This window comes from Desulfomicrobium aestuarii, from assembly GCF_055385525.1.
Genome location: NZ_AP042427.1, coordinates 417,215 through 442,348 on the forward strand (window position 1 = coordinate 417,215; position 25,134 = coordinate 442,348).

26 protein-coding genes are annotated in these 25,134 nt (G+C 61.4%); 13 read left to right on the forward strand and 13 right to left on the reverse strand.

From position 1 onward, the window contains the following. The first annotated feature begins 512 nt into the window (after positions 1-512). The 5 genes from ACZ5AC_RS01870 to ACZ5AC_RS01890 all read left to right on the forward strand — a co-directional run bounded on the left by ACZ5AC_RS01870 (position 513) and on the right by ACZ5AC_RS01890 (position 4,395). On the forward strand, positions 513-830 hold the full coding sequence (locus ACZ5AC_RS01870) for a hypothetical protein (RefSeq protein ID WP_464249268.1): 318 nt from the start codon (positions 513-515) through the stop codon (positions 828-830). After that, positions 827-2,575: an esterase/lipase family protein gene (locus tag ACZ5AC_RS01875; protein WP_464249269.1), complete on the forward strand. Its 1,749-nt coding sequence runs from the start codon at positions 827-829 to the stop codon at positions 2,573-2,575. The genes ACZ5AC_RS01870 and ACZ5AC_RS01875 overlap by 4 nt, the downstream gene beginning before the upstream one ends. Continuing rightward, positions 2,572-3,600, forward strand: coding sequence for a T6SS immunity protein Tli4 family protein (locus ACZ5AC_RS01880; protein ID WP_464249270.1), 1,029 nt, complete (start codon positions 2,572-2,574; stop codon positions 3,598-3,600). Before ACZ5AC_RS01875 ends, ACZ5AC_RS01880 begins: the two co-directional genes overlap by 4 nt. Before the next feature lie 269 nt (positions 3,601-3,869). Continuing rightward, entirely contained in the window at positions 3,870-4,124 is a 255-nt protein-coding gene (locus ACZ5AC_RS01885; protein ID WP_464249271.1) for a hypothetical protein, read from the forward strand. After that, entirely contained in the window at positions 4,117-4,395 is a 279-nt protein-coding gene (locus ACZ5AC_RS01890; RefSeq protein WP_464249272.1) for a type II toxin-antitoxin system RelE/ParE family toxin, read from the forward strand. The genes ACZ5AC_RS01885 and ACZ5AC_RS01890 overlap by 8 nt, the downstream gene beginning before the upstream one ends. A gap of 167 nt (positions 4,396-4,562) precedes the next feature. Here the strand turns inward: ACZ5AC_RS01890 and ACZ5AC_RS01895 are convergent, their stop codons facing one another. The 4 genes from ACZ5AC_RS01895 to ACZ5AC_RS01910 all read right to left on the reverse strand — a co-directional run bounded on the left by ACZ5AC_RS01895 (position 4,563) and on the right by ACZ5AC_RS01910 (position 8,681). Further along, positions 4,563-5,738, reverse strand: coding sequence for a hypothetical protein (locus ACZ5AC_RS01895; protein ID WP_464249273.1), 1,176 nt, complete (start codon positions 5,736-5,738; stop codon positions 4,563-4,565). Between the two features lie 415 nt (positions 5,739-6,153). After that, a complete protein-coding gene (locus ACZ5AC_RS01900; RefSeq protein ID WP_464249274.1) occupies positions 6,154-7,020 on the reverse strand; it encodes a DMT family transporter in 867 nt (288 codons plus the stop codon). Between the two features lie 64 nt (positions 7,021-7,084). Continuing rightward, positions 7,085-7,900: a nitroreductase family protein gene (locus ACZ5AC_RS01905; RefSeq protein ID WP_464249275.1), complete on the reverse strand. Its 816-nt coding sequence runs from the start codon at positions 7,898-7,900 to the stop codon at positions 7,085-7,087. Between the two features lie 166 nt (positions 7,901-8,066). Beyond that, on the reverse strand, positions 8,067-8,681 hold the full coding sequence (locus ACZ5AC_RS01910; RefSeq protein ID WP_464249276.1) for a flavodoxin family protein: 615 nt from the start codon (positions 8,679-8,681) through the stop codon (positions 8,067-8,069). Positions 8,682-8,793: 112 nt separating this feature from the next. On the opposite strand from ACZ5AC_RS01910, the gene ACZ5AC_RS01915 reads away from it, so the two are divergent. Next, the gene (locus ACZ5AC_RS01915; protein WP_464249277.1) at positions 8,794-9,228 is read left to right on the forward strand and encodes a winged helix-turn-helix transcriptional regulator; all 435 of its coding nucleotides are present in this window, start codon (positions 8,794-8,796) and stop codon (positions 9,226-9,228) included. Positions 9,229-9,637: 409 nt separating this feature from the next. Here ACZ5AC_RS01915 and tssI read toward each other — a convergent pair whose 3' ends face one another. From tssI to ACZ5AC_RS01940, 5 genes are all read right to left on the reverse strand, one after another. Then, the gene (gene tssI, locus ACZ5AC_RS01920; protein ID WP_464249278.1) at positions 9,638-12,070 is read right to left on the reverse strand and encodes a type VI secretion system tip protein TssI/VgrG; all 2,433 of its coding nucleotides are present in this window, start codon (positions 12,068-12,070) and stop codon (positions 9,638-9,640) included. Between the two features lie 549 nt (positions 12,071-12,619). Beyond that, positions 12,620-13,591 (reverse strand): RhuM family protein, encoded by a 972-nt coding sequence (gene rhuM / locus ACZ5AC_RS01925; protein ID WP_464249279.1) that lies wholly within the window; start codon positions 13,589-13,591, stop codon positions 12,620-12,622. Between the two features lie 394 nt (positions 13,592-13,985). Further along, the gene (locus tag ACZ5AC_RS01930; RefSeq protein ID WP_464249280.1) at positions 13,986-15,245 is read right to left on the reverse strand and encodes a DUF401 family protein; all 1,260 of its coding nucleotides are present in this window, start codon (positions 15,243-15,245) and stop codon (positions 13,986-13,988) included. Further along, on the reverse strand, positions 15,245-15,721 hold the full coding sequence (locus tag ACZ5AC_RS01935; protein WP_464249281.1) for a YchJ family protein: 477 nt from the start codon (positions 15,719-15,721) through the stop codon (positions 15,245-15,247). The genes ACZ5AC_RS01930 and ACZ5AC_RS01935 overlap by 1 nt, the downstream gene beginning before the upstream one ends. A 9-nt stretch (positions 15,722-15,730) precedes the next feature. After that, complete coding sequence (locus ACZ5AC_RS01940) at positions 15,731-16,084, reverse strand: NifB/NifX family molybdenum-iron cluster-binding protein (RefSeq protein WP_464249282.1); 354 nt, start codon at positions 16,082-16,084, stop codon at positions 15,731-15,733. A 100-nt stretch (positions 16,085-16,184) separates the two neighbouring features. On the opposite strand from ACZ5AC_RS01940, the gene ACZ5AC_RS01945 reads away from it, so the two are divergent. The 3 genes from ACZ5AC_RS01945 to ACZ5AC_RS01955 all read left to right on the forward strand — a co-directional run bounded on the left by ACZ5AC_RS01945 (position 16,185) and on the right by ACZ5AC_RS01955 (position 17,861). Then, positions 16,185-16,496 carry a carboxymuconolactone decarboxylase family protein gene (locus ACZ5AC_RS01945; RefSeq protein ID WP_464249283.1) on the forward strand — a complete coding sequence of 104 codons (312 nt, stop codon included), beginning with the start codon at positions 16,185-16,187 and terminating at the stop codon, positions 16,494-16,496. Positions 16,497-16,562: 66 nt separating this feature from the next. Then, entirely contained in the window at positions 16,563-16,952 is a 390-nt protein-coding gene (locus ACZ5AC_RS01950) for a Rid family detoxifying hydrolase (RefSeq protein ID WP_464249284.1), read from the forward strand. A 9-nt stretch (positions 16,953-16,961) separates the two neighbouring features. Next, positions 16,962-17,861: an LOG family protein gene (locus tag ACZ5AC_RS01955; protein ID WP_464249285.1), complete on the forward strand. Its 900-nt coding sequence runs from the start codon at positions 16,962-16,964 to the stop codon at positions 17,859-17,861. Between the two features lies 1 nt (position 17,862). Here ACZ5AC_RS01955 and ACZ5AC_RS01960 read toward each other — a convergent pair whose 3' ends face one another. From ACZ5AC_RS01960 to ACZ5AC_RS01975, 4 genes are read right to left on the reverse strand one after another with little or no spacing between them, the layout of a single operon-like run. Continuing rightward, a complete protein-coding gene (locus ACZ5AC_RS01960; RefSeq protein ID WP_464249286.1) occupies positions 17,863-18,474 on the reverse strand; it encodes an ABC-type transport auxiliary lipoprotein family protein in 612 nt (203 codons plus the stop codon). 6 nt (positions 18,475-18,480) lie between these two features. Beyond that, positions 18,481-19,491, reverse strand: coding sequence for an MlaD family protein (locus tag ACZ5AC_RS01965; protein ID WP_464249287.1), 1,011 nt, complete (start codon positions 19,489-19,491; stop codon positions 18,481-18,483). After that, on the reverse strand, positions 19,491-20,249 hold the full coding sequence (locus ACZ5AC_RS01970; RefSeq protein WP_464249288.1) for an ABC transporter ATP-binding protein: 759 nt from the start codon (positions 20,247-20,249) through the stop codon (positions 19,491-19,493). Before ACZ5AC_RS01970 ends, ACZ5AC_RS01965 begins: the two co-directional genes overlap by 1 nt. Continuing rightward, positions 20,246-21,370, reverse strand: a complete 1,125-nt coding sequence (locus ACZ5AC_RS01975) for an MlaE family lipid ABC transporter permease subunit (protein WP_464249289.1) — start codon at positions 21,368-21,370, stop codon at positions 20,246-20,248. The genes ACZ5AC_RS01970 and ACZ5AC_RS01975 overlap by 4 nt, the downstream gene beginning before the upstream one ends. Before the next feature lie 198 nt (positions 21,371-21,568). Here ACZ5AC_RS01975 and ACZ5AC_RS01980 point away from each other — a divergent pair, with 198 nt between their 5' ends. The 4 genes from ACZ5AC_RS01980 (at position 21,569) to ACZ5AC_RS01995 (ending at position 25,128) form a co-directional block, all read left to right on the forward strand. After that, a complete protein-coding gene (locus tag ACZ5AC_RS01980; RefSeq protein WP_464249290.1) occupies positions 21,569-22,717 on the forward strand; it encodes a hypothetical protein in 1,149 nt (382 codons plus the stop codon). Between the two features lie 119 nt (positions 22,718-22,836). Continuing rightward, a complete protein-coding gene (locus tag ACZ5AC_RS01985) occupies positions 22,837-23,274 on the forward strand; it encodes a hypothetical protein (RefSeq protein WP_464249291.1) in 438 nt (145 codons plus the stop codon). A 223-nt stretch (positions 23,275-23,497) separates the two neighbouring features. Continuing rightward, entirely contained in the window at positions 23,498-24,484 is a 987-nt protein-coding gene (locus ACZ5AC_RS01990) for an amidoligase family protein (protein ID WP_464249292.1), read from the forward strand. Further along, the gene (locus ACZ5AC_RS01995) at positions 24,457-25,128 is read left to right on the forward strand and encodes a gamma-glutamyl-gamma-aminobutyrate hydrolase family protein (protein ID WP_464249293.1); all 672 of its coding nucleotides are present in this window, start codon (positions 24,457-24,459) and stop codon (positions 25,126-25,128) included. The genes ACZ5AC_RS01990 and ACZ5AC_RS01995 overlap by 28 nt, the downstream gene beginning before the upstream one ends. Positions 25,129-25,134: the final 6 nt, after the last annotated feature.

Below are 25,134 nucleotides of genomic sequence, written 5' to 3' on the forward strand. Positions count from 1 at the left end.
TGACGCCTCCATGACTCGGCGTGGTTGAATGAAAATGGCCGCACCCTTATGTTTGCGGCCATATTCATGTGTGCAGAGGGCGGCATTCAAGATGCGCCACCGCTTCTGCATGTGAAACCGCTCTTCCACCAGAGAGCACATGGATGCAGTGCGCTGCAATCCCTTTATCTTTCCACAGGCTGACGCTTCGACCACTCCACAGAGCCCCGGCAGGACAGGCGAGTAAACGAGAAACTCAGCCGATCCGTCCCCGTCCAAGGCCCAACAGCTCCGCAACCCGCATTCGTTTCCCGGTCCGGGCCACTGATAGTGCCCAGCACCCTCCCCGCATAATTCAGTATTCTCCCGCATGTGCTTCATCGGCCGATGCTGGCAGAGTGATGCGAAAATCATCGAGACGTCGCGCCTGAAGCCCCCGAGGCCCCAGCCATTCCCGGGCCCAGCGGCCGGCCGATTCGTTGACGAGGACGCGGCCGTCGCCGCGCGCGCCATCAGCACCCAAGGAGGTCTCCGTGGCTGAACCCGTTTGTCTGAACTGTCCGAAAGAGTACTGGATCGCCTTCGTCCTGGAATCACAGGGAGAGGAAGAACGGACCGACGATCCGAAGCAGGCGGCCATCTCCGCCGATGACTTGGAATTTTTCACATGTCACCCGGTTTCCCTCTCCGAGGAGCACGCATTTTCACTGTCCCTCGTCCGCAATGTCGTCTGGCTCGACACGCAGGGCAGCGCGATCAACGACGTGTCCATCGACTACGTTCTCTGCCCGGACATCGAAGCCCACGTGAACCTGCGCGAAGAATTCGGGTACCAGAAGGTGTTGCCGTGAAGAAAACTGTCAGGATCAAGCACGCCAATGATGAGTATGTCGGCCCCAGAATTTATGACAAGACGCCGCAGGAGATGTTTCGGCCCCGTGTGGCCTCCAACTGCGAGGTGAACCGGACCCATGTTTTTCGGGTCAAGCGGCGAACCGTGGCCATTGTCGTGGTGCCGGGGGTGATGGCGTCGCGGTTGAGCAATCTGGACAATGAGCCAGTTTGGGACCCGGATAATCTGAAGTTTATGGCGAGATCGTATTTTTGGTGCGCCCCGGAGAAGCGATACGACCTTCTCATCAAGAAAGGGCGCAAAGTCATGGCCCGAGGGGACCAAGAAAAATATAAAAACTACCCCAAAGCCGAAGAGCGAGGCTGGGCCGGCCTAGCCTGGGACTATTTCGCGAAATTGCTCGGAGGCCTTCAGGACTGGAACACGCCCCTGAAGGTGTTTCTGGACTTGCCGGTCTATGCCTTTGGCTATGATTGGGTGGATTCGTGCGAAGAGTCCGGGACTCTCCTGAAACAATTCATTCTGGAAAAAGTCAAAGCGGACAAGGTCATCATCATCTCGCATTCCATGGGCGGACTGGTGACGCGGCATGCCTTGGCCGGGGATGGAGGAGAGACCTTGGCCGAAAAAGTGCTGGGCGTCGTGCATGGAGCCCAGCCCGTGCACGGAGCACCGGACGCCTATCATCGCGCCATCGCAGGCACGGGATCGGAAGGCCTCCTTGGACGAATCGCCAGCGAGGTTCTGGGCCCCGACGGTCCGCACATGACCGCCATCATCCCCCACGCCCCCGGAGTTCTTCAGCTTCTTCCCAACCAGTTCTCCCGCAACAACAAGGGGGAAAAGGCTTGGCTGCATATCCAGGATCTGGACGATCCGGAAAAATTCACCTCCTACCCGAAAACCGATCCGTATGAGGAAATCTACGCAAAAAGCCACCATAAGGAATACTGGGGCTTCATCCATGGCGAATGGTTTCAGCCCCATGCCGAGGACGGAGCGACAATTGAAGCAGCTTTTCGCGGCGAAAACACGGGAGACATTGGGGGCGACGATCCCAGTATCGCCGGACAGTTGGGAATGCATATCTCGAAGGCGAAGGAAGTTCATAACCTGATCGGACCATATAGCCACCAGCGCACGATTCAGTTCTTCAGCAACGGCCAACACGAAACCATCGCCGAAGTGTGCTGGCTTGCGCGGGATATCACGCAGCATGTTCTGGACGCGCGAGTGGAGACGTATTCCCGAGAGGACAAACCGCAGCGTCATCTCAAGGATCTGAACTGCGTGCCCGATTTCAACCGCTTCGGACAATACGGGGAGGTGCGGTGGCGGGACGCCGGCGGCGCGCTGAGCGATGTGGTGCCGGGCAACGCGCTGCTCATCGACCTGCAGAAACGCATCCGCGAACAGGGCCTGCGCCTCTATATGCTGCGCATGACCGCATCCGGCGAGAAGGTCCCCGGCCTGACGGACGATCCCCTCCGCCATCAGGGCGACGGCACGGTGCCGCTCAGTTCGGCCACGGGCATGAATCCGGACATGAACGAATGGGGCGGATGCACGCACCTGCTGCCCGTCTGGTTCGAGCCAAACGGTGAATGCAAGGCCTGCACGGGGCAGGCCAATCAGGAGGCCCACGCCTCGTTCTTCGTCGACAGGAAGGGTGAAGCGCTGAACGCCGTCAAGAGAGCGATTAACAATCTGTGTCTCGGTTGGCTGAAAGGAGAGTTCACATGAACAAAAGCCTTTCCTTGATCATGACTGCCCTGCTGTTCATCATATTTCTCGGAGGATGCCGCTACATGACTATCGACACCGCCAGCCCGAACCCGAAGCTGCCTCCCTATCCCGTGACCATGTACTCGGCGGGGCGCTTCATGCTCCCCGTGCCGAATGGACTGGACATTTCCAGTACCGTTTTCAAGGTCAACAAGATCACCATTGAGGAAATTGCCTGGAAAAAGGGAAGGGATCGGGAGGAATATCTGAAGGAAGTTTGGACGACTGTGAGAGAGAGGGAGCACAAGACGTATCTTCGAAGAGCCAAGGTAGGGCCAGCCACTCAAGGCGGCTGGGCTGAAGAGGACATCAGTCATCTCTTTGGATATCCGGCCATGCTCCTTTGTTATAACGGGAATATGGCCGACCACAACATCGACGTGCATATAGGCCTGCCCGAGGCCATTCTGCGTCTGACGGAAAGTCGATTCTACCCGATCGGCAAAGCATGCATCGATATGGATAGCCGAATCCTAACTCTGTTCAAACACTACCGTTTCGGAAACAAGAACGTGGCTCCGGACAGTTTCTTTTCAGCCGGTGGCAGGGTGGAAGGCTTGAAGACATGGTATGAGCAGGCGGGTATCGGAGTCAAACGGCCGGCCAGTGAATCCCGGCCCAAGATTTATCTACGTTTCGACACCGTTCCGCCTGTGACTTCCGAATTCCCGAAAAGCATCTATGTCATTTCGGACGTGGCCAGAAAATACGGCATGAAACTGAATGTGTTGCGTTCACAAAAAAGGTTACTGGCTGGAATGGAAGGGCGGGAGGAAATATTTCTTCTCCGGGACAAGGATGACGACGAATTCGAGTTGACCGCCTCCTGGAGATACCAGGGAGTCAAAAAAGATCCGGAAAAACCAGATATAGAGATAGAACTCTCCTGTCCGGAAAGCGCCAAGGAAGAGGCCCTGCGCATGTGGGATGCGGTCATGAAGAATTTCACCACGGTCCGGGAATACTACGGCAGACGGTCATGAGCGGCGGGGAGCACAAAGCGGGTCATTGGCAGAGAACTGGACGGTGGCTCGCTCTCTTGCTCATTCTTTTCCTTGGAGGATGCCGCAACAAGACCATCGACACCGCCAGACCGAATGCGGCCATTTTCATGTGCGCAGAGGAGGGCATTTCAAGATTCAAGATGCGCCCCGTTTTCTCCCGCTAATGACTCCTTGCCCTAACGTTTAAAAGTACTTTTGACAGCATGTCCAAGAGCACTTACAAGGGTGCTGACCAAGGGAGGTTCATCATGTCCGTCATCACTGCCAATGACATCAAGCGCCGGGGTGTGGCCTGCATCGCCGAGAGCCTGGCCCACGCGCCCGAAGTGGCCATTTCCGTGCGCGGCAAGGAAACGTATGTCGTCATGAACATGGAACAGTACCAGCACCTGCGCGCCTGCGAACTGGAGGCGGCCCTGCTGGAAGCACGGAAAGACAGGGCGGAAGGAAGAATCGCCCACCGCACCGTGGAAGAGCACATCAAAGCCCTGAACGATGAGTAGCTATACGATCATCTTCACGGAGAGCTATGTCCGGCGGGCACGGAAGTTTTTCAAAAAGCACCCGGAACTCCTGGACCACTACGAAAAATGCCTGCTGCTCATGGAATCCAACCCCTTCCACCCCTCCCTGCGCATCCACGCACTGCAAGGCAAACTTGGGGGCCTCCACTCCATCTCCATCACCCTCAACTACAGGCTGACCATCGAATTTCTGATCGACGACAAGGAGATCATTCCCATCGATATCGGGACGCATGACCGGGTGTATTAGGTCTGGATGGAATCGGATGGATTTTTGGATTTCGGGAAATTCAAGATTCAAGATGCGACCCCGCTCCCGCGCATTGAATGAAAAAAGGCCGCATCATTATGGTTGCGGCGCTTTTATGTGTGCAGAGAGTGGTAATTGAATATTCAAGATGCGACCACGCTTCTCCATTATGCACTTCTATCTGCCATTTTTGACTTTCGCTCGTTTTCAATATCAATACAAAATCTTTCCGGATTGAATATTTCGTGGAAGTCTCTTTCGAGCGTGGCCATCATTCGATTTAAACAGCCGATAAAACGATGCGCGTTTTCCGCTGTTTCCCTTAAAAGCACGCCTTCTTCAGCCATAGGGTCACCGCTGTTTGTCACATAGCGCTTTGTCATGACGCCACCATCGTGCTCGTAAACGTGCCTTCTGGAAAACATCATGCGTATAAAATCATGCTCTGCTGACATTCCTTTCAGTAAATCAATATCAAAGCATGTTTTCAGTAATTCTTCGAACTTATCCAAGTTGTGAAATAATAACCCATCGAATTGCTTAATTCTTGATTTTTTCATTGGGATTCGAGTAACTAATTGGTCTACGAAGTCCCTTGCGGCTGCATCAAATTCGGATACAGATTGTTTCACAGCATCTGAAGCCGAAATAACATTGCTCTTCAGTTGCTCTCGAATTCGCTCCAAGGCCGATTTCAATGATGACGTTGTATTTCTCCAGCCGCAAGAAGCGCAATATCCATAACGTCCTCGAATATCGTTATAACTATTACACGTTGAACACTTAAATTCCGTCTGTTGCGTTGTCGATGTGTAATAGAAGTCAGGTCTCGGTTTTGTGTTTACGGAATCTGCTATAGCGTCCATGTCGATTACGACATTAGTTGTTGTGTTTTCTTGAATCTCTTCAAGCGCATTTTTTAACGATTTCACATAATGCAAAATATAAGCGTTTTGGGGTGGAGTTAGGAAATAATATGACTCTGCGCGCAATCCACAATATGGACAAGTGAGTGGGAATTTGGAAGGGATATTTTTCGTGCGGAAATGCTTCTTACACTGAGGACATTCATGCCCGAACATCCCTTGAGAATCAGATGCCATGAAGACTGCAATGCAGTTTGCGAGTGGTGGTGGATTCCAAGGCTGTCCAATTCCACCCAACACAATATTTCCGCATGCAAACCCATCCGGGTGAGCGTAAATACCCACAAGGCTAGAAGGGCGTGGCGCCGAATGAGAGCAGCCAATCTGGTAGCTTACTTGACCATTTTCATCACAGTGGATAGTGAAAGTTACTTTCCCTCCCGTATGCCCTACTTCAGTGAAGTCAGTTTTTTTCATAGTAATTAACATCGACCATGATTAGTTGTGCAGGGGATTGGATTGCTTCGAACGCTCACAATCACCGGCTGGTTTAGAGCGGCAGAGCGGTATGTGTGGAGAAAGGGCAAAAAGCGGTTAAGTCCTTTGACTTTTCTTTGCTATGCTTTCACCAGTGTCCGTCCTGCTATTTAACTTCGCATCTTCCTGCGGTAGGAACATGAAAGCGTAGTCAGCATAAACCTCACCTTGCTCCGATCCCGCGATTTCTTTTCGCAATTCCGCTACAAGAAAAGTTGCGGCAACGGCAAGTTCTTCTTTTGTCATACGTAGTTAAACGTTTGGCTGCCTTTGATTGCGTAGACAAAGCCTGCCGGCAAACTTTGGGCGTTGTGCCTACGTGACGTGGCGTGCAGCGGAAATGTAGGGGAAGTTGTCAGGACAAGGCTGTGCGTGAAGCGAGCAGCGCCTTGGCGCAGCCGCTGGCCATGATGGTGGCGCAGCCTGCCAGTTGCAGGGCGGAGAGGTTTTCTCCGAAGATGGTCCAGCCGAAGAAGACCACGGCCAGGGGTTCGAAATAGGCCAGGGTGCCGAAGGTGGCGGCGGGCAGGCGGCTCAGGGCCGCGACAGCGAAGGTGATGGCCAGGAAGCCGGGGATCAGGCCAGTGGCCAGGAGCCAGAGGGCGTTCACGGCAGAGATTTCGGGGCGGGAGTGCAGGAAGAAGGGGAGCATGACCAGAGCCCCGGTCAGGAGTTGGTAAAAGGCGCGGGTCATGACCGGGACGTGGGGGCGGATGCGGCGGTTCATGAGGATGAAGCCTGCGTAGCAGAGCATGGCCAGGGCTGCCAGGCCGAGGCCCGCCGCATGGTTCGAGCCGTCCGCGAAATCGAGCCTGAATTCCATCATGGCCGCGAAGCCGAGCATGGCCAGGCCGATGAGAATCCAGCCCGCGGGATTCAGCCTTTCCCCCATGAAGAAGTGCGCGAAGACCGAGGCGGCCACCGGGGCCAGATAGACGAGCATGATGGCGTTGGCCATGGAGGTCAGGTTCATGGCCTGCACGTAGAAGATGATGAACCCGGCCAGGAGCGCGCCGTTGACGATCACGGGCCAGGTCGGCCAGCGCCTGAGCGTTCCGGCCTGACGGGTGGCCAGGATGAAAACGGCCAGGAATCCCGCCCCGAGCAGGAGGCGGAAAAAAGTGACGGTCTCGGCGGGCAGGCCGGTGATTCTGGAGAAGACGCCGATGGTGCCCATGAACAGGGCCGAGAGGATGGCCAGGGCGATGCCGGTTGTGTCCAAAGGGAAATTTCTCCGTTGCGCAAAAAGGAAAGGACCGGAACGCATGCGCGCGCCGGTCCTTTTTCTATTCGAGGATGTTGACCGTGGCCGGTCCCCGTTTGACGGGGCGGTGGTACTGGACGTCGGGCCTGCCGAAGAGCATCGCGTAGCCGATGGCGTGATCGGCCGGGATGCGCAGGGTTTCCCGAAGCTGCGGGCAGATGGCCAGGGCCATCATGAACATGCCGTCCCACAGGGTGCCCAGGCCGTTGGCGCTGGCCAGGAGTTCGAAGGTGGTCAGGGCGATATGCGCGTCCTGCACCGCGCAGGGCACGCCGGGCGGGGTGCTCGTCAGCAGCATGTGCGGCGCGCCGCGGAAGATGGCGTCCTTGCCTTCGGTCCTCCAGACCTTCACGGCGAAACCCAGGTATTGCGAGACGATGCCCTCGGGCAGCCTGCCCGCGTCGGCCAGCGCCCCGAGGCGGTCCAGGGTCTCGCGGCGAAGCTGGTCCATGAAGGCCTTGTCCCGGACCACGGTGAACACGACGCCTTGGGCGTTGACCCCGCTCGGCGCGTGGAACGTCGTATCGACAAGCTCGTCGATGAGGGTCACGGGGACGTTTTCATCCCTGTAGCGCCGCACGGAGCGACGCCACTTGATCAGGTCGGTCATCTGCGCCGGGGACGGCAGGTCTTTCGCCGGATCGCTCTCTTCAGGCGTCAGGCCGAGGATGGACACGGCCCCCGTCGGGCAGACCGTGTAGCAGTGCTGGCAGCGGTAGCAGCGGCCCTCGTCGGTCATCGCGGGGAATTCGTCCATGGCGATGATGCCGGCCGGACAGTCCGCCGCGCATTCGCCGCACTGGATGCATTTGTCCTTGTCGATGTTAAAGTCGATCATCGGCGTCCCTCTTATCAGGCCGTTGAAAAATGGCGATCTGCTGCGTCAGCGGAAAAAGCCAGACCGCTTATGTATGCACAATACACTGCGCGTCCTGGCTTTTTCCGCTTCCTTGCATCTCACCATTTTTGAACGGCCTGCGAATTTTGAATTTTTCAACAGTCAGTTATTCGCTGACGCTTTCCAGGGCCGGAAAGCTGTCCAGATGCGGTTTGATCGCCGCGCCCAGCCAGGCGATGGTCTGCCCCAGATTCTTCATGTTGCCAAGCCCTTCGGCGTCGCCCTCGACCTCGCCCTTGTCGCGGCCGTAGCCCATGTTCCAGTAGACCGAGCCGGGGATGAGCATCTGGTTCATGAGGAACATGTGGTTGATGGTGTCGTAGACGTGGGTCGCCCCGCCGCGTCGCACGGCCACCACGGCCGCGCCGATCTTGCCCTTGAAGGCTCGGCCGTTGGCCAGGGCCACGAGGCCGGCGCGGTCCAAGAGCGCCTTCATCTCGGCCGAGACGTCGGTGAAGTAGGTCGGGGAGCCGAAGATCAGGGCGTCGGCCCGCAGGAGCTTCTCCATGACCGGGTTGAATACGTCGGTCTTCAGGGCGCACTGCCCGTCCTTGCGTTCGAAGCACTTGTAGCAGGCCTGGCAGCCGCGGATTCTCTGCCCGCCGACTTGGACCAGCTCCGTCGCCCACCCGGCCGCGGCCAGGGGCTCCAGGACCCTGTTCAGAAGAATTTCGGTGTTGCCGCCCTTGCGCGGGCTGCCGTTGACTGCGATCGCGTACATATTTCGTCCTCCATGTTGGGATTGACTGCGTGTTCCGGGCCAAGCTAGAGCACATATCGACGTTTTTGAAAAGTACTGTCTTGAATGTCTGGTACGTACACGGAGTATAGTAATGAGCAACGACCGGCCCGCGCCCTGCAAGATCAAGGAGATAGGCGGTAAGCGCTACCGCTGCTATTTCGAGCTGACCCTGTCCGTCATCGGCGGGAAATGGAAGCCCATCATCCTCTACCACCTTTCCCTGGCCGACGCCGTGCGCTTCGGGGAGCTCCGGCGGGGCATGCCCGACGTGACCGAGCGCATGCTGACGCGCCAGCTGCGCGAACTGGAGGCCGACGGCCTGGTGCACCGCGAAGTCTACCGCGAAGTGCCTCCCCGGGTCGAGTATTCCCTGACGGACATGGGCGCGAGCCTGATCCCGATCCTCAAGCAGATGCAGGCCTGGGGCGTGGAGTATGAGGATTTTCTTGGCGGGGAGGGGCGTTTCGGGGAGGAGGGGTATGAGCGTCCTCCTCAATCGGATACATCACAATATTTCACTTCATGATACAGTAAGGCAATTTCTTACCTGCATTTGGATATTTTGTTCCTATTTCATTTTCACTAAGCACAACGAAGTCAATCAAGTCTATGACTATATCTACTTCTAATTCTGGATATCTTCCCTGCTCTTTTATGTAACCGTCTTTCTTAATTTTTTCATTTATCATATCAAAAACAGAATTATGCGTCGCACTAAGAATCGCAATATTTGTTTCTGTTTCTATATAATGAAATTTTATTACATATTCACTATCCGTCCATGATCTCGTAGAGCGAATATAATGTTTCGTAATTTAAGTAAATTTTTGTAAATACTGATTAGAAATTTTGTTTGTTTTCATATCGTATGACTCCGTTGAGCAAATTGTTATTATCAGTGTTGCTATAATAAAAAACTTCATAATAATTACTCATTAGTTATCACAAAATACTGTATCACCATTCCCATTGATATAGTAGAAATCTCCATCCGATGAAATAACCATATAGAACAAGCACTTATTCTTGGCATATGCGGCGAATTCCATGTCTTGGTTGCTAGGTCTTGCACTTGAAAAAACATGCGTATGAAAATTCCCGATGGCGTTAGCTGGTTTTGGATCGGGGATGACCATCATTGCTTCCCCCTTTTTGAAGGCACTCACCGTGTATTCCCCTGGGTTGTCTTCCAGAATCCATCCTGAGTATTCCACGCCGTTTTTTCGGGTCAGTTCCATGGCACGGGAAAGGCCCTTCTGAACCGCCTCGCTCCCCTTGACGGCCATGACCGTTCTGCAGATTTCCTCCTCTGACGTTACTATCGCTGGAACCGGCTTCTGCAAACCGGGAAGAATCTCTCCCACAGATCCCATGTGCTGGCTCATTCCGTTCCTTGGCAGGCTTTCCGTCTCCTCACTCTCTGTGCTGTCCGGCAGTAGCGGCCTCGCCCCCGACCCCTTCCCCGGACTCCCTCCCGAGTTGATTTTGATCTTGGCTCCGCCCACATACACGCCTGAAGGGTCGATCTTGATGAATCCTGAGCCGGCCTTGATGGTCAGTTCCGAACCGGCCTCGACGACGATCTTGCGGCCCGCCGCCACGTGGGTCTCCCGGCCTGTGGCCACGAGCCATTTGTCGCCAATCCGGCAGTGACTGCTGCCGCGGACCGTCAGGTGGTCGTTCGACAGGAGTTCGACCTTGCGGTCCAGGCGAACCGTCTGCTGGTTTTCGCCCTTCACCAGGGAGTAGGAGAAATTGTCGATGGTGCGGTGCTGGTCGTGGAGGATGTGCTCCTTCCAGTCGTTCTTCACGTAGACGTTCACGTCCTTCTCGGCGTGGACGTAGATCTCCTCCTGTCCCTTCCTGTCCTCCACGCGCAGTTCGTTGAACCCGCGCGGTTCGCCTTGGGTCCCCGGCGTGGACATGGATTTGAAGACCGTGCGCGTCTTGTGCTCGGGGAGAGGGTACGGGACCGGGTTGAAGGAGTTGAAGACCCGGCCCGTGATGATGGGGCGGTCCGGGTCGCCCTCCAGGAAGTTCACGACGACTTCGTGACCGATGCGGGGGATTGCCATGGTCCCGAACTGCCCTCCCGCCCAGCCCTGGGCCACGCGGATCCAGCAGCTGGTGTTTTCGTCGCGGCCGCCTTGCCGGTCCCAGTGGAACTGCACCTTCACCCGTCCGTACTGGTCCGGGTAGATCTCTTCGCCGTCCGGCCCGGTCACGATGGCCGTGTGCAGGCCGTGGATGAGGTTTCGCGGGTGGCGCGACGCGGGAATGAAGCGGGTCGTGTTGGGGATGGCCTGGACCTTGGCGGCATACGTCATGCCCCGGTCCGGTGCCTCGTGCTCCAGGACCTGCGGCTGTTCGCCCCTGTGCTCCACGCGTACGACCCACCAGCGCCGGTTGAGGTCCCGTCGGTGGTGGTCGTAGAGCTCGAACACGTATCCCGGCGTCATGCGGGAGGCATCGGTGTCGGCACGCACGAGTTCGCCCAGGCAGAGATTGCGCTTCAGTTCCAAGCCCACGTAGCGCTTCCCGTCCTTCTGCAGTTGGTAGAGGTGCGGGTAACGGTACCGCTCCAGGGTCATGCCGGGCGGGACGGGCGCCTTGGCGGGATCGGTCTCGGCCAGGCCGACCTGCAGGTCCAGGCGCGTCTTCTCGAAGTTCCACTCGCGGAAGGTGAAGGCGTCGCTGCCGATGGCCCGGCCCGGCTCCATGCTGTGGACCGTGGCCGTGTCCGCCTCGGTGCCCGCGCCGGGATGAAAGCGCAGCAGGCTTTCCCCGTGAATGCGGGGGCCGTCCTGCATGTCCGAGAAGCAGAGCACGTGGCGGTCCTCGTGGTGCTCGAAATAGAAGTAGATGCCTTCCTCCTCGCACAGGCGCGAGATGAAGTGCTGGGCGGTCTCGCCGTACTGCACGCAGTACTCGCGGGGGGCGTAGTCGAAGAAGCATTTGAAGGCGTAGCTGTCGCCGGTGAAGTTCTGCTCCTTGAGGATCTGCGTGATGATCCGGGGCACGCTCAGGTTCTGGAAGATGCGGTGGTCCCTGGTCAGGCCCAGGAACCACAGTCGGGGCACGATGGTGGCGCGGTAGTGGGTGCGCACGTTGGCCGTGTGCAGCTGCTCGAAGACTCGGACGACGCCGTGCACGAGCCTGACCCCGCCGCTCCTGTCCGCAATGCGCAGGCACGCGGGCCTGGCCAGGACATTGGCGAAATCGATGTTGTGGGACTCGTGGACCAGTTCGATGACGAACTCGTAGGGTTCGTGCACCTCTTCATGGCCGGAGAAGGCGTAGACCCTGAAACCCGTCTCCCCGGATGAATCGAAGGTGAACCACGGACTGTCTGCTGTCGGATGCCGCATGAAACCTCCCCGCGCCGTGTCCCGGCACGCGTTTTCCGCTCACCGTGCCAGTATCGCGACAGCATAACCATTCGGGAATGTGTGTACTTTTTGCGGGAGGAGTCTGGCGAAAAGAGACCTGGCGGAGGCGGAGCCCGTACGGGAAGGACGGAGAAAAGCCGGAATGTGCGCCACGGCGTGTTGCCCGACGGCGATCACCCCGCCCCTTCAGTTGAGTGCGGAAATATGAGGGCCTGCAATTCGAGTTTTTGTTAGCAATGGCAGATGATTACAAATACAATGCGGTTCATTTTGGGCAGGAGTGGCGATTTTAAGGCCATTTAAAGGGGCTTTTTTGAGAAGAAACATCAGAAAATTAGGCTGTTATTGGTCTCAGAGACCCATGGTGAGCCATGGTTGCCATGGTATCGACGGGGAGGGGTACGAGCGACCGCATCAGGCGGAGGCGGATGCCGGGCGGGGGGGCGCAGATCGATTTGACACAGCTTGAGAGCGACCGGGTGGAGGCGATGGTCCTGGGCTGCTTGGTGCTTTTCTTGGGGCCGTGAATCAGGATTCCGTGATCAGGTTGACGATGAGGCGGATGAGCAAGTTCTTGTTGGCTGGCTGGCTTTCGGCCACCAGCAGGGTCAGGGCGGTCAGGGCTGTGTCCCCGATGCCACGGGCCATGTTTTCCTGGTGCAGGTACAGGAGAAAGAGCAGGGACGCGATGCGCTTGTTGCCGTCCGTAAAAGGATGATCCTTGATGATGAAATACAGCAGGTGCGCGGCCTTGAGTTCACGACTGGCGTACAGGGGCTCGCCGAACATGGTCTGTTCGATGTTGCCGAGAATGGCGGCCAAGGCATCGCCGCGCTCCTGGCCGAACAAGGGCGTGGCCTCGCCCCGCCCGGCCAGATCGGCTTTCAGACCGGCAATGGCGGACGAGGCACGGTCATGGTTCAGCACGCCCCGAGCGGGCCGGCACCCTTCGGGCAGGGCCAGACTGTCCTCGTCGTATTGCAGCAGAAGCCGCCAGGTCCTGGCATAGCCGGAAATCAGGGCCACCACGGCCTGCCCGGTGTCGGAAACCAGCCTGTTGGTGGTCAGGGTGCGGGCCAACAGGTCCAGCGCGGCCCGGGCCTCTTCCACGCCGCGTTCGGCCAGGCGATGTCGATTCAGGGAATACCCTTTGAGGAGATGGTCTTTCAGAACCGATGCGGCCCATTGCCGGAATCGCACGCCGCGTTTGCTGTTGACCCTGTAACCAACTGAGATGATGGCGTCCAGGTTGTAGAACTTGCGGGTACGTTCCACCCGCCGGATCCCTTCGATTTGAACTTGTAAGAATTCCTTACAGGTTGCCGTCTCCTGCAATTCATCGTCCGCATACACCTTTTTCAGGTGCATGGTGATGTTCTGGGGCTTGACCTGAAACAGCTCCGCCATCTGCGCCTGGGTCAGCCAGACGGTGTCGCCATCCAGAGTTACCTGCACCGGGTTGGGCGCGTCCGGGTCTTCGTAGATGATGATCTCGCTCATGGCCGCGCATCTCCAAAGGCCTGGCCGAGGCTCTTCCGGGGCGGGAAGATTTCGGTGAACGACAACCAGCGGTCTTCCAACTCGGTCATTTTCAAAACTCCATTGGCGTATTGGATTGCGGCCATGTCCGCCACAGGCGAAATAGGAGAACGTGGTAGCACTTCTCCCGAAAGGTGTTTCATGTATGCCCGGCTGTTTTATGCGAAGTCAAACGATCTTTGCCGATTACATGCGGATTCATCCGCCGGGACAAGGTTCATGGTCTGACGAAATCGGGATGCAGGGAAGAGCGATCGGAATTTGAACAGGTGGACCGTGCAACTGTGTGGCCGGGAACGCCCGGTTGACGCATCGGCCTGGGGTGTAATCATTTCCCGTGCCGGTCGAGCGGGCTTCAGAAGGTCATGAGCCACGTCACCACGGCTCCCGCCGGGATGAGCAGCAGGCCGGGCACGAGGATGCGAGGCAGGAGCTTGCCCGGGTCCTGGTGGAAGAAGTTGCAGGTCATCAGGTAGCAGATGTGCATGGGCGAGGCCATGATGCCCGCGTACCCGGCGTACATACCGAGGCTCAGGATCACCGGGATGAGATGGGGCTGGCCTGAGGAATGGGCGAGTCCGAAGAGCAGCGGGAAGGTCGCGCCCACGAAGGCGATGGTCAGGCCGGCCACAAAGCCCACCAGGAATGGCAGGACGATGACCATGACGTAGATCGCGCCGCCTCCGCCGAGGGCCCGTGCCAGGACATCGACGACGTGGCCCTGATGCAGGATTTCCTTGAAGATGAAGATGGCGCCGACCACGGCCAAAAGGGACAAGGTGTTGTCCTTGCCCGCTTCCCGCAACACCGCCGTCCATTTGGCCTGGGCCATGAACAGGCTGACCCCGGAGGCCAGGATCAGGGCCGCGATGACCCCGTATTCCATGGGCCTGCCCGGCCAGAGCACGGCGCAGAGCCATTCGCCGCCGATGGACCCGATGATGGCCGTGAAGAGCGGAAGGCCGCCGAGCCAGTCCCGGGCGCTGCGGGACTCGGCCGCGATGGCGGGCAGCCTGGGCGCGTTTTTCAGAGCCGGGCGCAGGATCAGGAGCCAGCCCAGGCCGATGGCTACCAGCGGGCCCGCCCACAAGAGCGCGACGATCCCGGTCACCGGGATGTGCGCCAGGGAGGAGGCCAGGATCAGGCCCGGATACAGGGGCCAGGCCAGCTCCCAGATGTGCCGGAACCAGTAGTTGATGAGGGCCTGGTCTTTGGCGGGGATGGCCAGCTCCGAGGCCGCCTTCTCGACCATGGGCGCCGAGAAGATGGCCCCACCGGGCATGGGCAGGAGGCCGATCAGCGCCGGAAAAAAGACCAGCAGCAGGGAGCGGGAGCGGATCTGGGCGCGGATGGCGCGCATGAACCGCTCCGACTGGCCGGAAGCCGAATACAGGGCGCTGAAGGCCAGGATGACGGCGATGATGGCGCAGAGCACGAAGGTCTCTTCGGTCAGGAGCGCGTCCGGGATGGCGCCCAGCCAGGCCAGGGGCGAGAGGCCAAAGAGGATCGCCAGCGCGAAGCTGCCCGCCAGGATGGACAGCCCCAGGCCCAGCTTCAGCCGGATGCCGGCGAGCATCACGGCGAACACGGCGACGACGGACAGGACGGGCGTCATCAGCGGCCCGCGCAGCACTTCTTGAATTTCTTGCCGCTGCCGCAGGGGCACGGGTCGTTGCGGCCGACCTTGGGATTTTCGTTGCGCACGGTCTCGGTCTCGTGCTCGCCGTCGAGATAGTACCAGCGTCCCTCGCGGCGCACGAAACTGCTGCGCTCGGTCAGGCGCTGGGTACCGCCCTTGTGGCGGAACGTGGCCCGGAAGCGGACCATCCCTTCATCCCCGTTCTCGGAGGCCTCCAGGATTTCGAGGTCCAGCCAGTCCGTGTCCCGGTTCCAGCGCCGGATGTCTTCCTCGTGGAACTCCTCCCGGTGCTCCTCGACCATGGACTCCCGCAGATGGGCCATCTCGTTGCGGGTGAAGGCCGTGAAGCGCGAACGCATCAGGGCTTCGGGGGTGGATGCGACGGTTTTGCTGGCGATGACGGGGCCGCAGCAGTTTTCGTAGGCCAGGCCGGAACGGCAGGGGCAGTCCATGTGCGCCTCCTAGTGGTTGCAGTCTTCGTGGGTGCACAGGATGGGCTGGTCGACGATCTCGCCGCGGGCCCAGCTGCCGAGCACGTCGCGGACGTCCCCGGTGCAGCCCCGGACGACCGTGATGCCGTGTTCGGCCATCTTGTTGATGGCGCCCTGGCCGATGTTGCCGACGAGCATGAGGGTCACGCCCTTGCCCTGCATGGTCACGCCCACGGTGGACTGGCATCCGCAGCCCGAAGGCGGGAAGAACGTCTCCTCCTCGACGATGCCCATGTCGTTGTCGAGAGTGAATATGGTGAACGTCCGGGCATGGCCGAAGTGTTCGTCGACGCGTTTTCCGGCGGTGGGAATGGCGATTTTCATGGCAAAACTCCTTGTTTTTCGGATCAGGTTGCCCGTATGATCGTTTCACATCGACGTCAATGTGCGACACGGCGGAGAAGCGCTCCGCAGGAGGCCGGAAATGAGCGAAGGAAAGCCGAAACATTATCGGAAATTGCAGGAGATGTACCCGGAGCTGATCGGCGCCGCCGAGGCCTTGGGCAAGACGGCCCAGGAGGCCGGGCCCCTTGGCGAGAAGGAGATGCAGCTGGTGCAGCTCGGCGCGTCCGTGGCCCTGCGGTCCGAGGGCGCCGTGCGCAGCCACGCCCGCCGGGCCCTGCAGGCCGGGGCGACGGCCGAGGAGGTGCGGCACGCGGTCATCATCTTGACCAGCACCATCGGATTCCCTACCGTCGCGGCAGCCCTGGACTGGCTGGAAAAGGTCCTCGAATAGCCCTTTTGCGAACCCGATTTCATGAAAGCGGCCCCCCACTGGGGCCGCTTTCGCTTGGAGCTCGTCATGCAGAAAATGGAATTCATCGCCACGAACGAGGCCCCGGCCGCCGTGGGGCCCTACTCCCAGGCCGTGCGTGCCGGAGGTTTCGTGTACGTCAGCGGCCAGCTCGGCCTCGTGCCCGCCACGGGCGCCTTCGCCGGCCCTGATTTCGAGGCCCAGGCCCGTCAGGCCCTGGCCAACGTGGGCGCCATCCTGTCGGCGTCCGGGTGCGGCGTCACAGACATCGTCAGCGTGGACGTGTTCGTCACGGACCTGTCCAACTTCAAACTCTTCAACGCCATCTACGACGAATTCATGGCCGGCCACCGGCCCGCCCGCGCCGCCGTGCAGGTCTCGGCCCTGCCCCTGGGAGGGGTGGTCGAGGTCAAGTGCGTGGCCGTGGCCCATTCATAAGGAACATTCATGGTCAACAAACGAACCCGCCGTTTCGGCGTCTTCCCATCGGCCAACGAGGACGCCCAGGCCGCCCAGCGGCACAAGGGCACGCCCCAGTGCACCTCCGACTCCTATCTCCTCGCCTTCCAGGACCAGCAGTTTCTGCTGCGCCAGGAGCTCAGGCCCGTGCGCCTGCAGCTGGAGCTCCTCAAGCCCGAACTGACCCTGCAGGAACACCAGATCGAATCGACCATCGTCGTGTTCGGCAGCGCCCGCATCCTCGACCCCGAGCAGGCCGGCGTCCGTCTGGAGAAGGTCATGGACGGGCTCAAGAAGAACCCCGACGACCTCGTGCTGCAGCAGGAGCTCGTCCGGGCCCGCAGGGCCATGACCAACAGCCGGTACTACACCGAGGCGCGCAAGCTCGGGCGGCTCATCTCCGAGAACATGGACAGGCACGGCCACGTGGTCGTCACGGGCGGGGGCGGCGGCATCATGGGCGCGGCCAACCAGGGCGCCCACGACGTGGACGCCATCAGCATCGGCATGAACATCGTCCTGCCCTTCGAACAGGAGCCCAACCCCTACATCACCCCGGAGCTGAGCTTCCAGTTCCACTACTTCGCCATCCGCAAGATGCATCTGCTGATGCGGGCCAAGGCCATGATCGCCTTCCCGGGCGGGTTCGGGACCATGGACGAGCTCTTCGAGACTCTGACCCTCATCCAGACCCGCAAGGTCAAGCCCATCCCGGTCCTGCTCTTCGGCCGGCGCTTCTGGCAGAAGGTCGTCAACTTCGAGGCGCTGGTGGAGGAGGGCACCATCAACGAGGAGGATCTGAAGATCTTCCGCTACGTCAGCACGGCCGAGGAGGCCTGGGAGATCATCTCGGCCAGCAACGGGCCGACCACGGACGGCAAGTACTAGCTCACTCCCTCACCGCACCGTGCACGTCGGCGATGATCCGTCCCGAGAGCGTGCGCATGACCCGGCTCATGGCTTCGACCACCGAGCCGGGATTTTTTTTGGCGCTGGGCTCGGACCCGCGGTAGGTACGCTGGAACAGGACCATGTCGGGCGCGGACGCGGCCCGCAGGTCCAGCAGGGTGACGGTCAGTTCGGCCGTGGCCAGCCAGCGGTCCTGGCCGTCTACTTCCAGCCACTCCTCGACCATGCCCTCGACGCGGTGGGTGGCCGGCAGGGCCGAACCCGGCCCGGCCACGGCCAGGAACAGGCCGCTGGCCAGCATGTCGCGGCGCAGGTAGTCCGCGGCCAGGATCTGGGGCGCGCTGCGCCACTGATGGTAATGGTATTCCTGCCGGCCGAAGGACAGGTCGCGGTAGACGATCTTGGCCGTGTTATACTCGGGGGCCACGCCGAAGCGGCTCACGCTGACGACGGCCTGCGCCCTTTCCCCGGACACCGCCGGGGGATCGTACTCCAGGGTGTAGTAGCGGGTATCGGGCACCGCGGTTCGGGCGGCTCCGCAGCCCGTCAGGGCCAGGACGAGGAAGGCGAGGGCGATCAGGCGGATGTGCATCGTATTCTACTCCTCGGTTGCCCGGGGGGCTTTGGGTTCTCCGAACAGGAGCTGGGCGGGCTGGTCCTTCACGCTGGTGATGAGGGAGTTCAGGTTGCCCGAGGTCTGCTCCAGGTTCTCGGCCGTGGCGGACAGTCGGTCTTCGAGGTCGCGGATGGTAGCCTGCATCTGCAGCATGGTCGCCTGGCTCTGGGCCATGAAGGCGTCGGTCTTGAGGGCCGCCCCGGCCAGGGCGCCCATGGTCGTGTCGACGTGGGGCCGGTTGGCGTCGAGCATGGACTGGAACTGCGCCAGCACGGCGTCCATGCGTGTCAGTTCCTCGGCGGCCTTGTCCATGAGCCTGCGCGAGGCCTCCATGCTCCCGTCCACGTTCCTGGCCAGGGACTGCAGGCGCTCCGGGCTGGCGGCGGCGTTGACGCTGGCCAGGAGGGTGCGGATGTCCGCGGAGATGTCGCCGATGCGGGCCTGGGCCACGGCTTTGTCCAGGGAGTTGAAGGCGTTCTTGGCCTGGTCGGCGATCCCCTTGAAGTCGATGGCCTTGATCTGGGCGGCGATGTCGTGGATCTCGCGGAAAAGCTTGCGGATGTCCGACGGCTTGGAGGCGATGACCGGGTATTCCGGCGTGAAGTCCAGCGCCGGCGTCGGGCCGTCCAGGGGCGTGCGCTTGTCGATTTCCACGAACATGGCGCCGGTGATGCCGACGTTGGAGATGGCGGCGACGCTGTCCGCGAAGCGCATTTCGTCGTCCGCATGCTCGTCGTCCACCAGGATGACGACCTCGATGAGGTGGTAGTCCGGGGCGATGCGGATGGCCTGGACTCGGCCCACGGGCACTCCGCGGTACTTGACCGGAGAGTCGACGTTCAGCCCCTGCACGGACTCGTCGAAGTAGGTCACGTACAGTTCGCCCTTGCGCAGGAAGGAGGTCATGCCGAGCCAGATGATGGCCAGGGTGGCCAGGCCGAGACCGGCCGTCATGAACAGGCCCACGGAAAAATTGACGCGCGCGGAAGCCATTATTCCTCCATCCCGGGCTGTCGGTTGAAGAACTGGCGCACGAAGGGGTGCGCGCTTTTTTCCTTGAGTTCGTGCGGGTCGCCTTGGGCGATGATGGATTTCGACGCCGCGTCGAGCATGACCACCCGCGAGGCGATGGTCAGGATGGACGACAGTTCGTGGGTCACGACGACGAAGGTCGTGCCCAGGGTTCGGTTCAGGCGCAGGATCAGGGCGTCGAGCCCGGCCGAGCTGATGGGGTCAAGGCCCGCCGAGGGCTCGTCGAGGAAGAGGATCTCGGGGTTCAGGGCCAGGGCGCGGGCGATGGCGGCCCGCTTCCTCATGCCGCCCGAGAGTTCCTCGGGCAGGTGGTGCTCGAAGCCCTCCAGCCCGACTTGGCGCAGCTTGAGGCGCACCAGGTCGTCCACGGCCCGTCCCCGAAGCCCCGAGTACTCGGTGATGGGCAGGGCCACGTTCTCGCCCAGGGTCATGGAGGAGAAGAGCGCCCCGCCCTGGTACATGACGCCGATGCGGGCCAGGATGCGCCTGTAGGCCCCGTCGTCATCCGGGTCCATGGCCATGCCGGCGACGGTTATGCGTCCGGCCATGGGCTTGTACAGCCCGACCATGTGCTTGAGCAGGGTCGACTTGCCGCAGCCGCTGCCGCCCAGGATGACGAAGACTTCGCCGGCGTGGATGTCGAAATTCAGGTCGCGCATGACGACATGATCGCCGAAGCCCATGGTCAGGCCGCGCACGGTGATGACGGGCGCGCTCATGGCCGCCAGTACCTCAGGATCACGGCCAGGATGGAGTCCGTCAGGATGACCAGGAAGATGCTCGTGACCACGGCGGATGTGGTTGCCTGGCCGACGCTGGCCGCCCCGCCGCGCACGCGGTAGCCCTTGAAGCAGCCCACCGTGGAGATGAGCAGGGCGAAGACGGCGCTCTTGAAGATGCCCCAGTTGATGTCGAAGATGGACAGGGTGCTCATGGTCTGGGCCATGTAGGCGTTCAGGGTCAGGTTCAGGGTGCCCACGCCGATGACAAGCCCGCCGGCGATGGCGAAGAGGTTGGAGAAGACGGTCAGCAGCGGCACGACCAGGACCGAGGCGATGACCTTGGGGGCCACGAGGAACATGGCCGGCTTGAAGCCCATGGTGATCAGGGCGTCGACCTCCTCGGACACCTTCATGGTCCCGATCTCGGCGGCGAAGGCCGAGCCCGAGCGCCCGGCCACGATGATGGCCGTCATGATGGGCCCCAGCTCCCGGACCATGGCCAGGGCCACCAGGGAGGCCACGTAGATGTTGGCCCCGAACTGCTGCAGCTGGACCGCGGACATGAAGGCCATGATCAGTCCCAGCAGGAAGCTGATGAGGCCGACGATGGGCAGGGCGTCCACCCCGACGCGCTGCATGTAGGAAACCGTGTCCCCGAGGCGCAGCCGTCCGGGGCGGACCAGGAGGGAGGCCAGGGTCGTGGTCGTCTCGCCGACGAAGGCGACGTGGCTTGCGGCCTGGTCGACGACATGCATCGTCTTTTCGCCGAAGCGCGTCAGGAGGTCCGGCCTGATGCGGCGGATGGGGCCCGGCTCGGGAGGCGAGTCCAGGCGCAGGAAGTCCAGGAGTTCCCGCACGTGGTCCGGGGTGCGCTCCATTTCGAGTTCCCCGCCGGACGCCCCGGCCATGCGCCTGAGTTCCATGATGACCAGGGCGCCGCAGTCGTCCATGCGCGTCACGCCGCCGAGATCGACGCGGATGCGCTGTGGCAGAGGACGTGGGACGTGTTCGAGCCGGTCCAGGATTTCCGGGACGGACTGCAGGTTCAGCGCGCCCCGCAGCGTCAGGGTCAGGGCGTCGGACCCGATGGAGATGTCGAGATCGGCGGTGTTTTTCATGGTGCGGTCGAATTGCTCGATATTCGGACCTCATAGCCGAGGGCGGACAGGCCGTCTACTCTGCGGGGGCGGCGCCCGGTGTCTTGTGACGGTATTCTCGATCTTGAAACTGCGCCCGGGGTGTGACAAAGGGGCTTTCAGAGGCCGCGGCGCCGTTCATACTGCCGCGGTTCCCCACCATGTAACCGGAAGTTTTTCATGACCCTTCGCCTTCTTTGCCTTCTGGCCGCCCTGGTTCTCGGGTTCGCGGCCCCTGTCCGTGCCGAGTCCCTCAAGCCTGTCCCGGAGTCCCTGTACCCCGAACTCGAATATCTCCTGACCGTCCCGCAGGGGTCGGCAGACCTCGCCCCCGACAAGCTGAACGCGATCGTGTCGTTTGTGGCCGCCACCCCGCAGGGCGTGAGCATGTCCATGCGGGACCGCGACAAGGCCGCGGGCGCCTTCCACTCCTTCTCCCTGCGCGGGAATCTGGCTCGCGTCGTGGATTACGCCTACAACCCGGACATCCCGGTCTACGTGACCATGCCGTCCTCGGTGCGGGATCAGGAATGGCTCGACCCGGCCACCCGCGATGACCTGAAGAGCCTGTCGCGGGCCGTGGAGCAGGGCGGTTCTTTCCAACTGCGCGGGCGCGAGCGCGAGATCATCACGCCCGATGCCAACACGGGCGGCTACTACGCCTACAGGCAGGACCGGGCCATGGCCGTCTTTCCCGGCCCGACGGGGCCGGTTCTCGTCTCCGTGGCCTGCCAGAACGAGCCCTCGGACATCGGCCGCAAGGGATTGGTGGTGGGGCCCGACTCCGACTGGAACTACCTCTACTCGGCCGAGACCGGCCTGACCAAGACGGGTCTGGGCTGGGTGGATTCCTACATGTACCAGGCCTACTCGGTTCTCGTGCTCGTCTCCGATACCGAAGCCGGCGTCGTGCGCGTCGGCTCCTTCAAGTGGCTGAACGCGGGCTGGGCCAAGGTCAACATGGTCAAGCAGATGCACATCGTCAACGGCATCAAGCGCTTCGCCGCGGACTTCAAGGCCGTCCTCGAATCCCCCCGCCTGCCGCAGGCCGGGGAGCTGGCAGCCATGTACAGGGATCTGCAGGGGGACAGCCCCGAGAACCTGCGCGCCCAGGTCGCCCCCTATCTCGACGCCATCGCCGCCGGCGGGTCGTCCTCGTCCCTGGCGGGCCCCTTCAAGAAGCTGCTGACCTCGGGCGAGTACCTGCGGGACATGAGCCGCGAGGAGATGGTCAAGATCGTGCTCAAGGAATTCCTCAAACAGCGCCTCGGCCGGCAGACCCTGATCCAGGTCGCCCGGGCCGGGGCGACCGGGACGGCGCACCCCTGACAGGCGGATCGTCCCGACAACAACGCCCAGACGCGCCGGAGTCCCATGTTCCGTTTCGCATGCCCCGCGTCCCTTCTTCAGCACCTTCGCCGCCTGCCGGCCGTGGCGGAGAACCGTCCATGACCCGGCCGGGCGACGAGGCGCGTCAGCGGGCGCGCGGCATCCGTGACGAGGCCCTTTCCCGGCTGGCCCAGCGGGACCGCGACTCAATCGACCATCTGCGGGCCGAACTGGCCGAAATGAAGGCCATGCTGCGCGAGCAGGGCGAGCGGCTCGCCACCCTGACGGCCCTGGTTTCCTCCCTTTCCGTAACGGAAGCACGGCCCGAAGACACACCCCCCGCATCCAACCCACGTCCCTTGTCCGGCGCCAAACGCGCCGCCCTTGAACGCATCCGCGACCTGCGCCGCCAGGACCTGTCTTTCGCCCGCATCTGCGAAATCTTCCAGGAGGAGGAAATCCCGACGCTGTCCGGGGACGGGCAGTGGTCCAAGGGTACCCTGTGGAACCTCTGGCGCAACCACGCCCGCCAGCTCGTCCCGGACGACAGGGACTGATTTCCGGCGGCGCCGCGTCCGTTTCACATGCTTTGACCGGCATCGGCCGGAGCCGTTCCCGTGGCGCAAAGGGTCTGGATAACCAGACCGATTCGTGGGATACGATAGCTGCGGACACTGTGCGTCAGGACAACGTCCCGGCTCTGCGCCCAGGCCATTTTCCGCATGAAGACGCGACAATCGCGCCCGGTGTATCGCGAGAGATTGATGGCGAGAGGCATCCATGAAACAGTTTGAAGGGTCTTTCCGCATGCCGCCGCAGCTCGGAACCGGCGATGGCCGGCCCCGACGCGTGGGATTCGAGCTGGAGTTTTCCGGCATTTTTCTGGATGACGCCGTCGCCGCCCTGGAGAAGTCCATGGGCGGGCACGTCGCGTCGAGGACCGCTGCGGAGGTGCGTTTCCAGTCGGAGCGGCTGGGCATGTTCCATGTCGAGCTGGATTGGTCCTTCCTCAAGATCAAGGCGGCCCAGGGCGGCGACGCGGGCGGCGGCGAGTGGCTGGAGCTCCTGAGCCACGCCGCGGCCCTGTTCGTGCCGGTCGAAGTGGTCTGCCCGCCGGTTCCCCTCGCGGATATGGCCATGCTGGAGCCCCTGCTGGACGTATTGCGGGAGGCCGGCGCCGTCGGCACCGAGGAATCCCTCCTGGCGGCCTACGGACTGCATATCAACGTCGAGATGCCGCAGCTGGACGCCCCGACGCTGTACGCCTACCTGAAAGCCTTCTCCCTGCTGCAGTGGTGGCTGGTCGAGGCCCACGACGTGGATATCGCGCGGCGGGTCAGCCCTTACGTCGACCTTTACCCCGAAGCGTACATGCGCCTGCTGTGCGCGGACCCCGAGCCGAGCATGGACAGGATTTTCGAGGATTACCTCGAGCACAACCCCAGCCGCAACCGCGCCCTGGACATGCTGCCCCTGCTGGCGCACATCGATGAACAGCGAGTGCGCCGGACCGTCAGCGACACGAAGGTCCGGGCCCGCCCGGCCCTCCATTACCGCCTGCCCGACTGCCTCATCGACCGCCCCGAATGGTCCTTGTCCGATGCCTGGAACATCTGGTGCGTCGTGGAGCGCCTGGCCGGCAGCGCGGACGACCTCCGCGCTCTGTCCGATGCCTTCCTGGCCGCCGAAAGACCCATCCTGGGTGTGAGCCGCGGCGACTGGGTCGAGTTCGTTGACCGATGGCTGGCAGACCGCGCGTTGGCGTGACCGGCAACGGCCGGCTCTGGTCGCCGGCCTGGTGGTGCACCCGGCTGGCCCTGTGGCTGGCCGGGGCCGAGCCCGTGCGCTTGAGCGTGCGCCACAGGGCCAGCGTGCGCAGCATGGACGCGCTCGTCATTGGCGGCGGCAACGACATCAGCCCCGAGCATTTCGGCGGCGACCTTTCGGACAAGGTCAAGGCCGACCCCAAGCGCGACCTGCTGGAGATCGAGTGCATCCGCTGGGCCCTGTCCCACGGGGTGCCGCTGCTGGGCATCTGCCGCGGCGCGCAGCTCATCAACGTGGTCCTCGGCGGCACGCTGCACCAGGACATCCGCCACCTGCGCAAGCGCACCTCCAACCGGCCCGGGCTCCTGCCGACCAAGCGGGTGCGCCTCGACCCCGATTCCCTGGTGGCCGGTGTCTGCGGCGCAGGCGCGCTCAGGGTCAACAGCCTGCATCACCAGGCCGTGCGCAGGCCCGGCAAGGGGCTGGCCGTGGTGGGGTGGGACCGCGACGAGATCGTGCAGGCGGTGGAGTGCGCCGGTGAGCGCCCGGTCATCGGCGTGCAGTGGCACCCGGAGTACCTGCTCTATCTGCCGTCGCAGTTCGCGCTCTTCCGCTGGCTGGTGCGTAGCGCAAAAAAGGCATGACCCCCT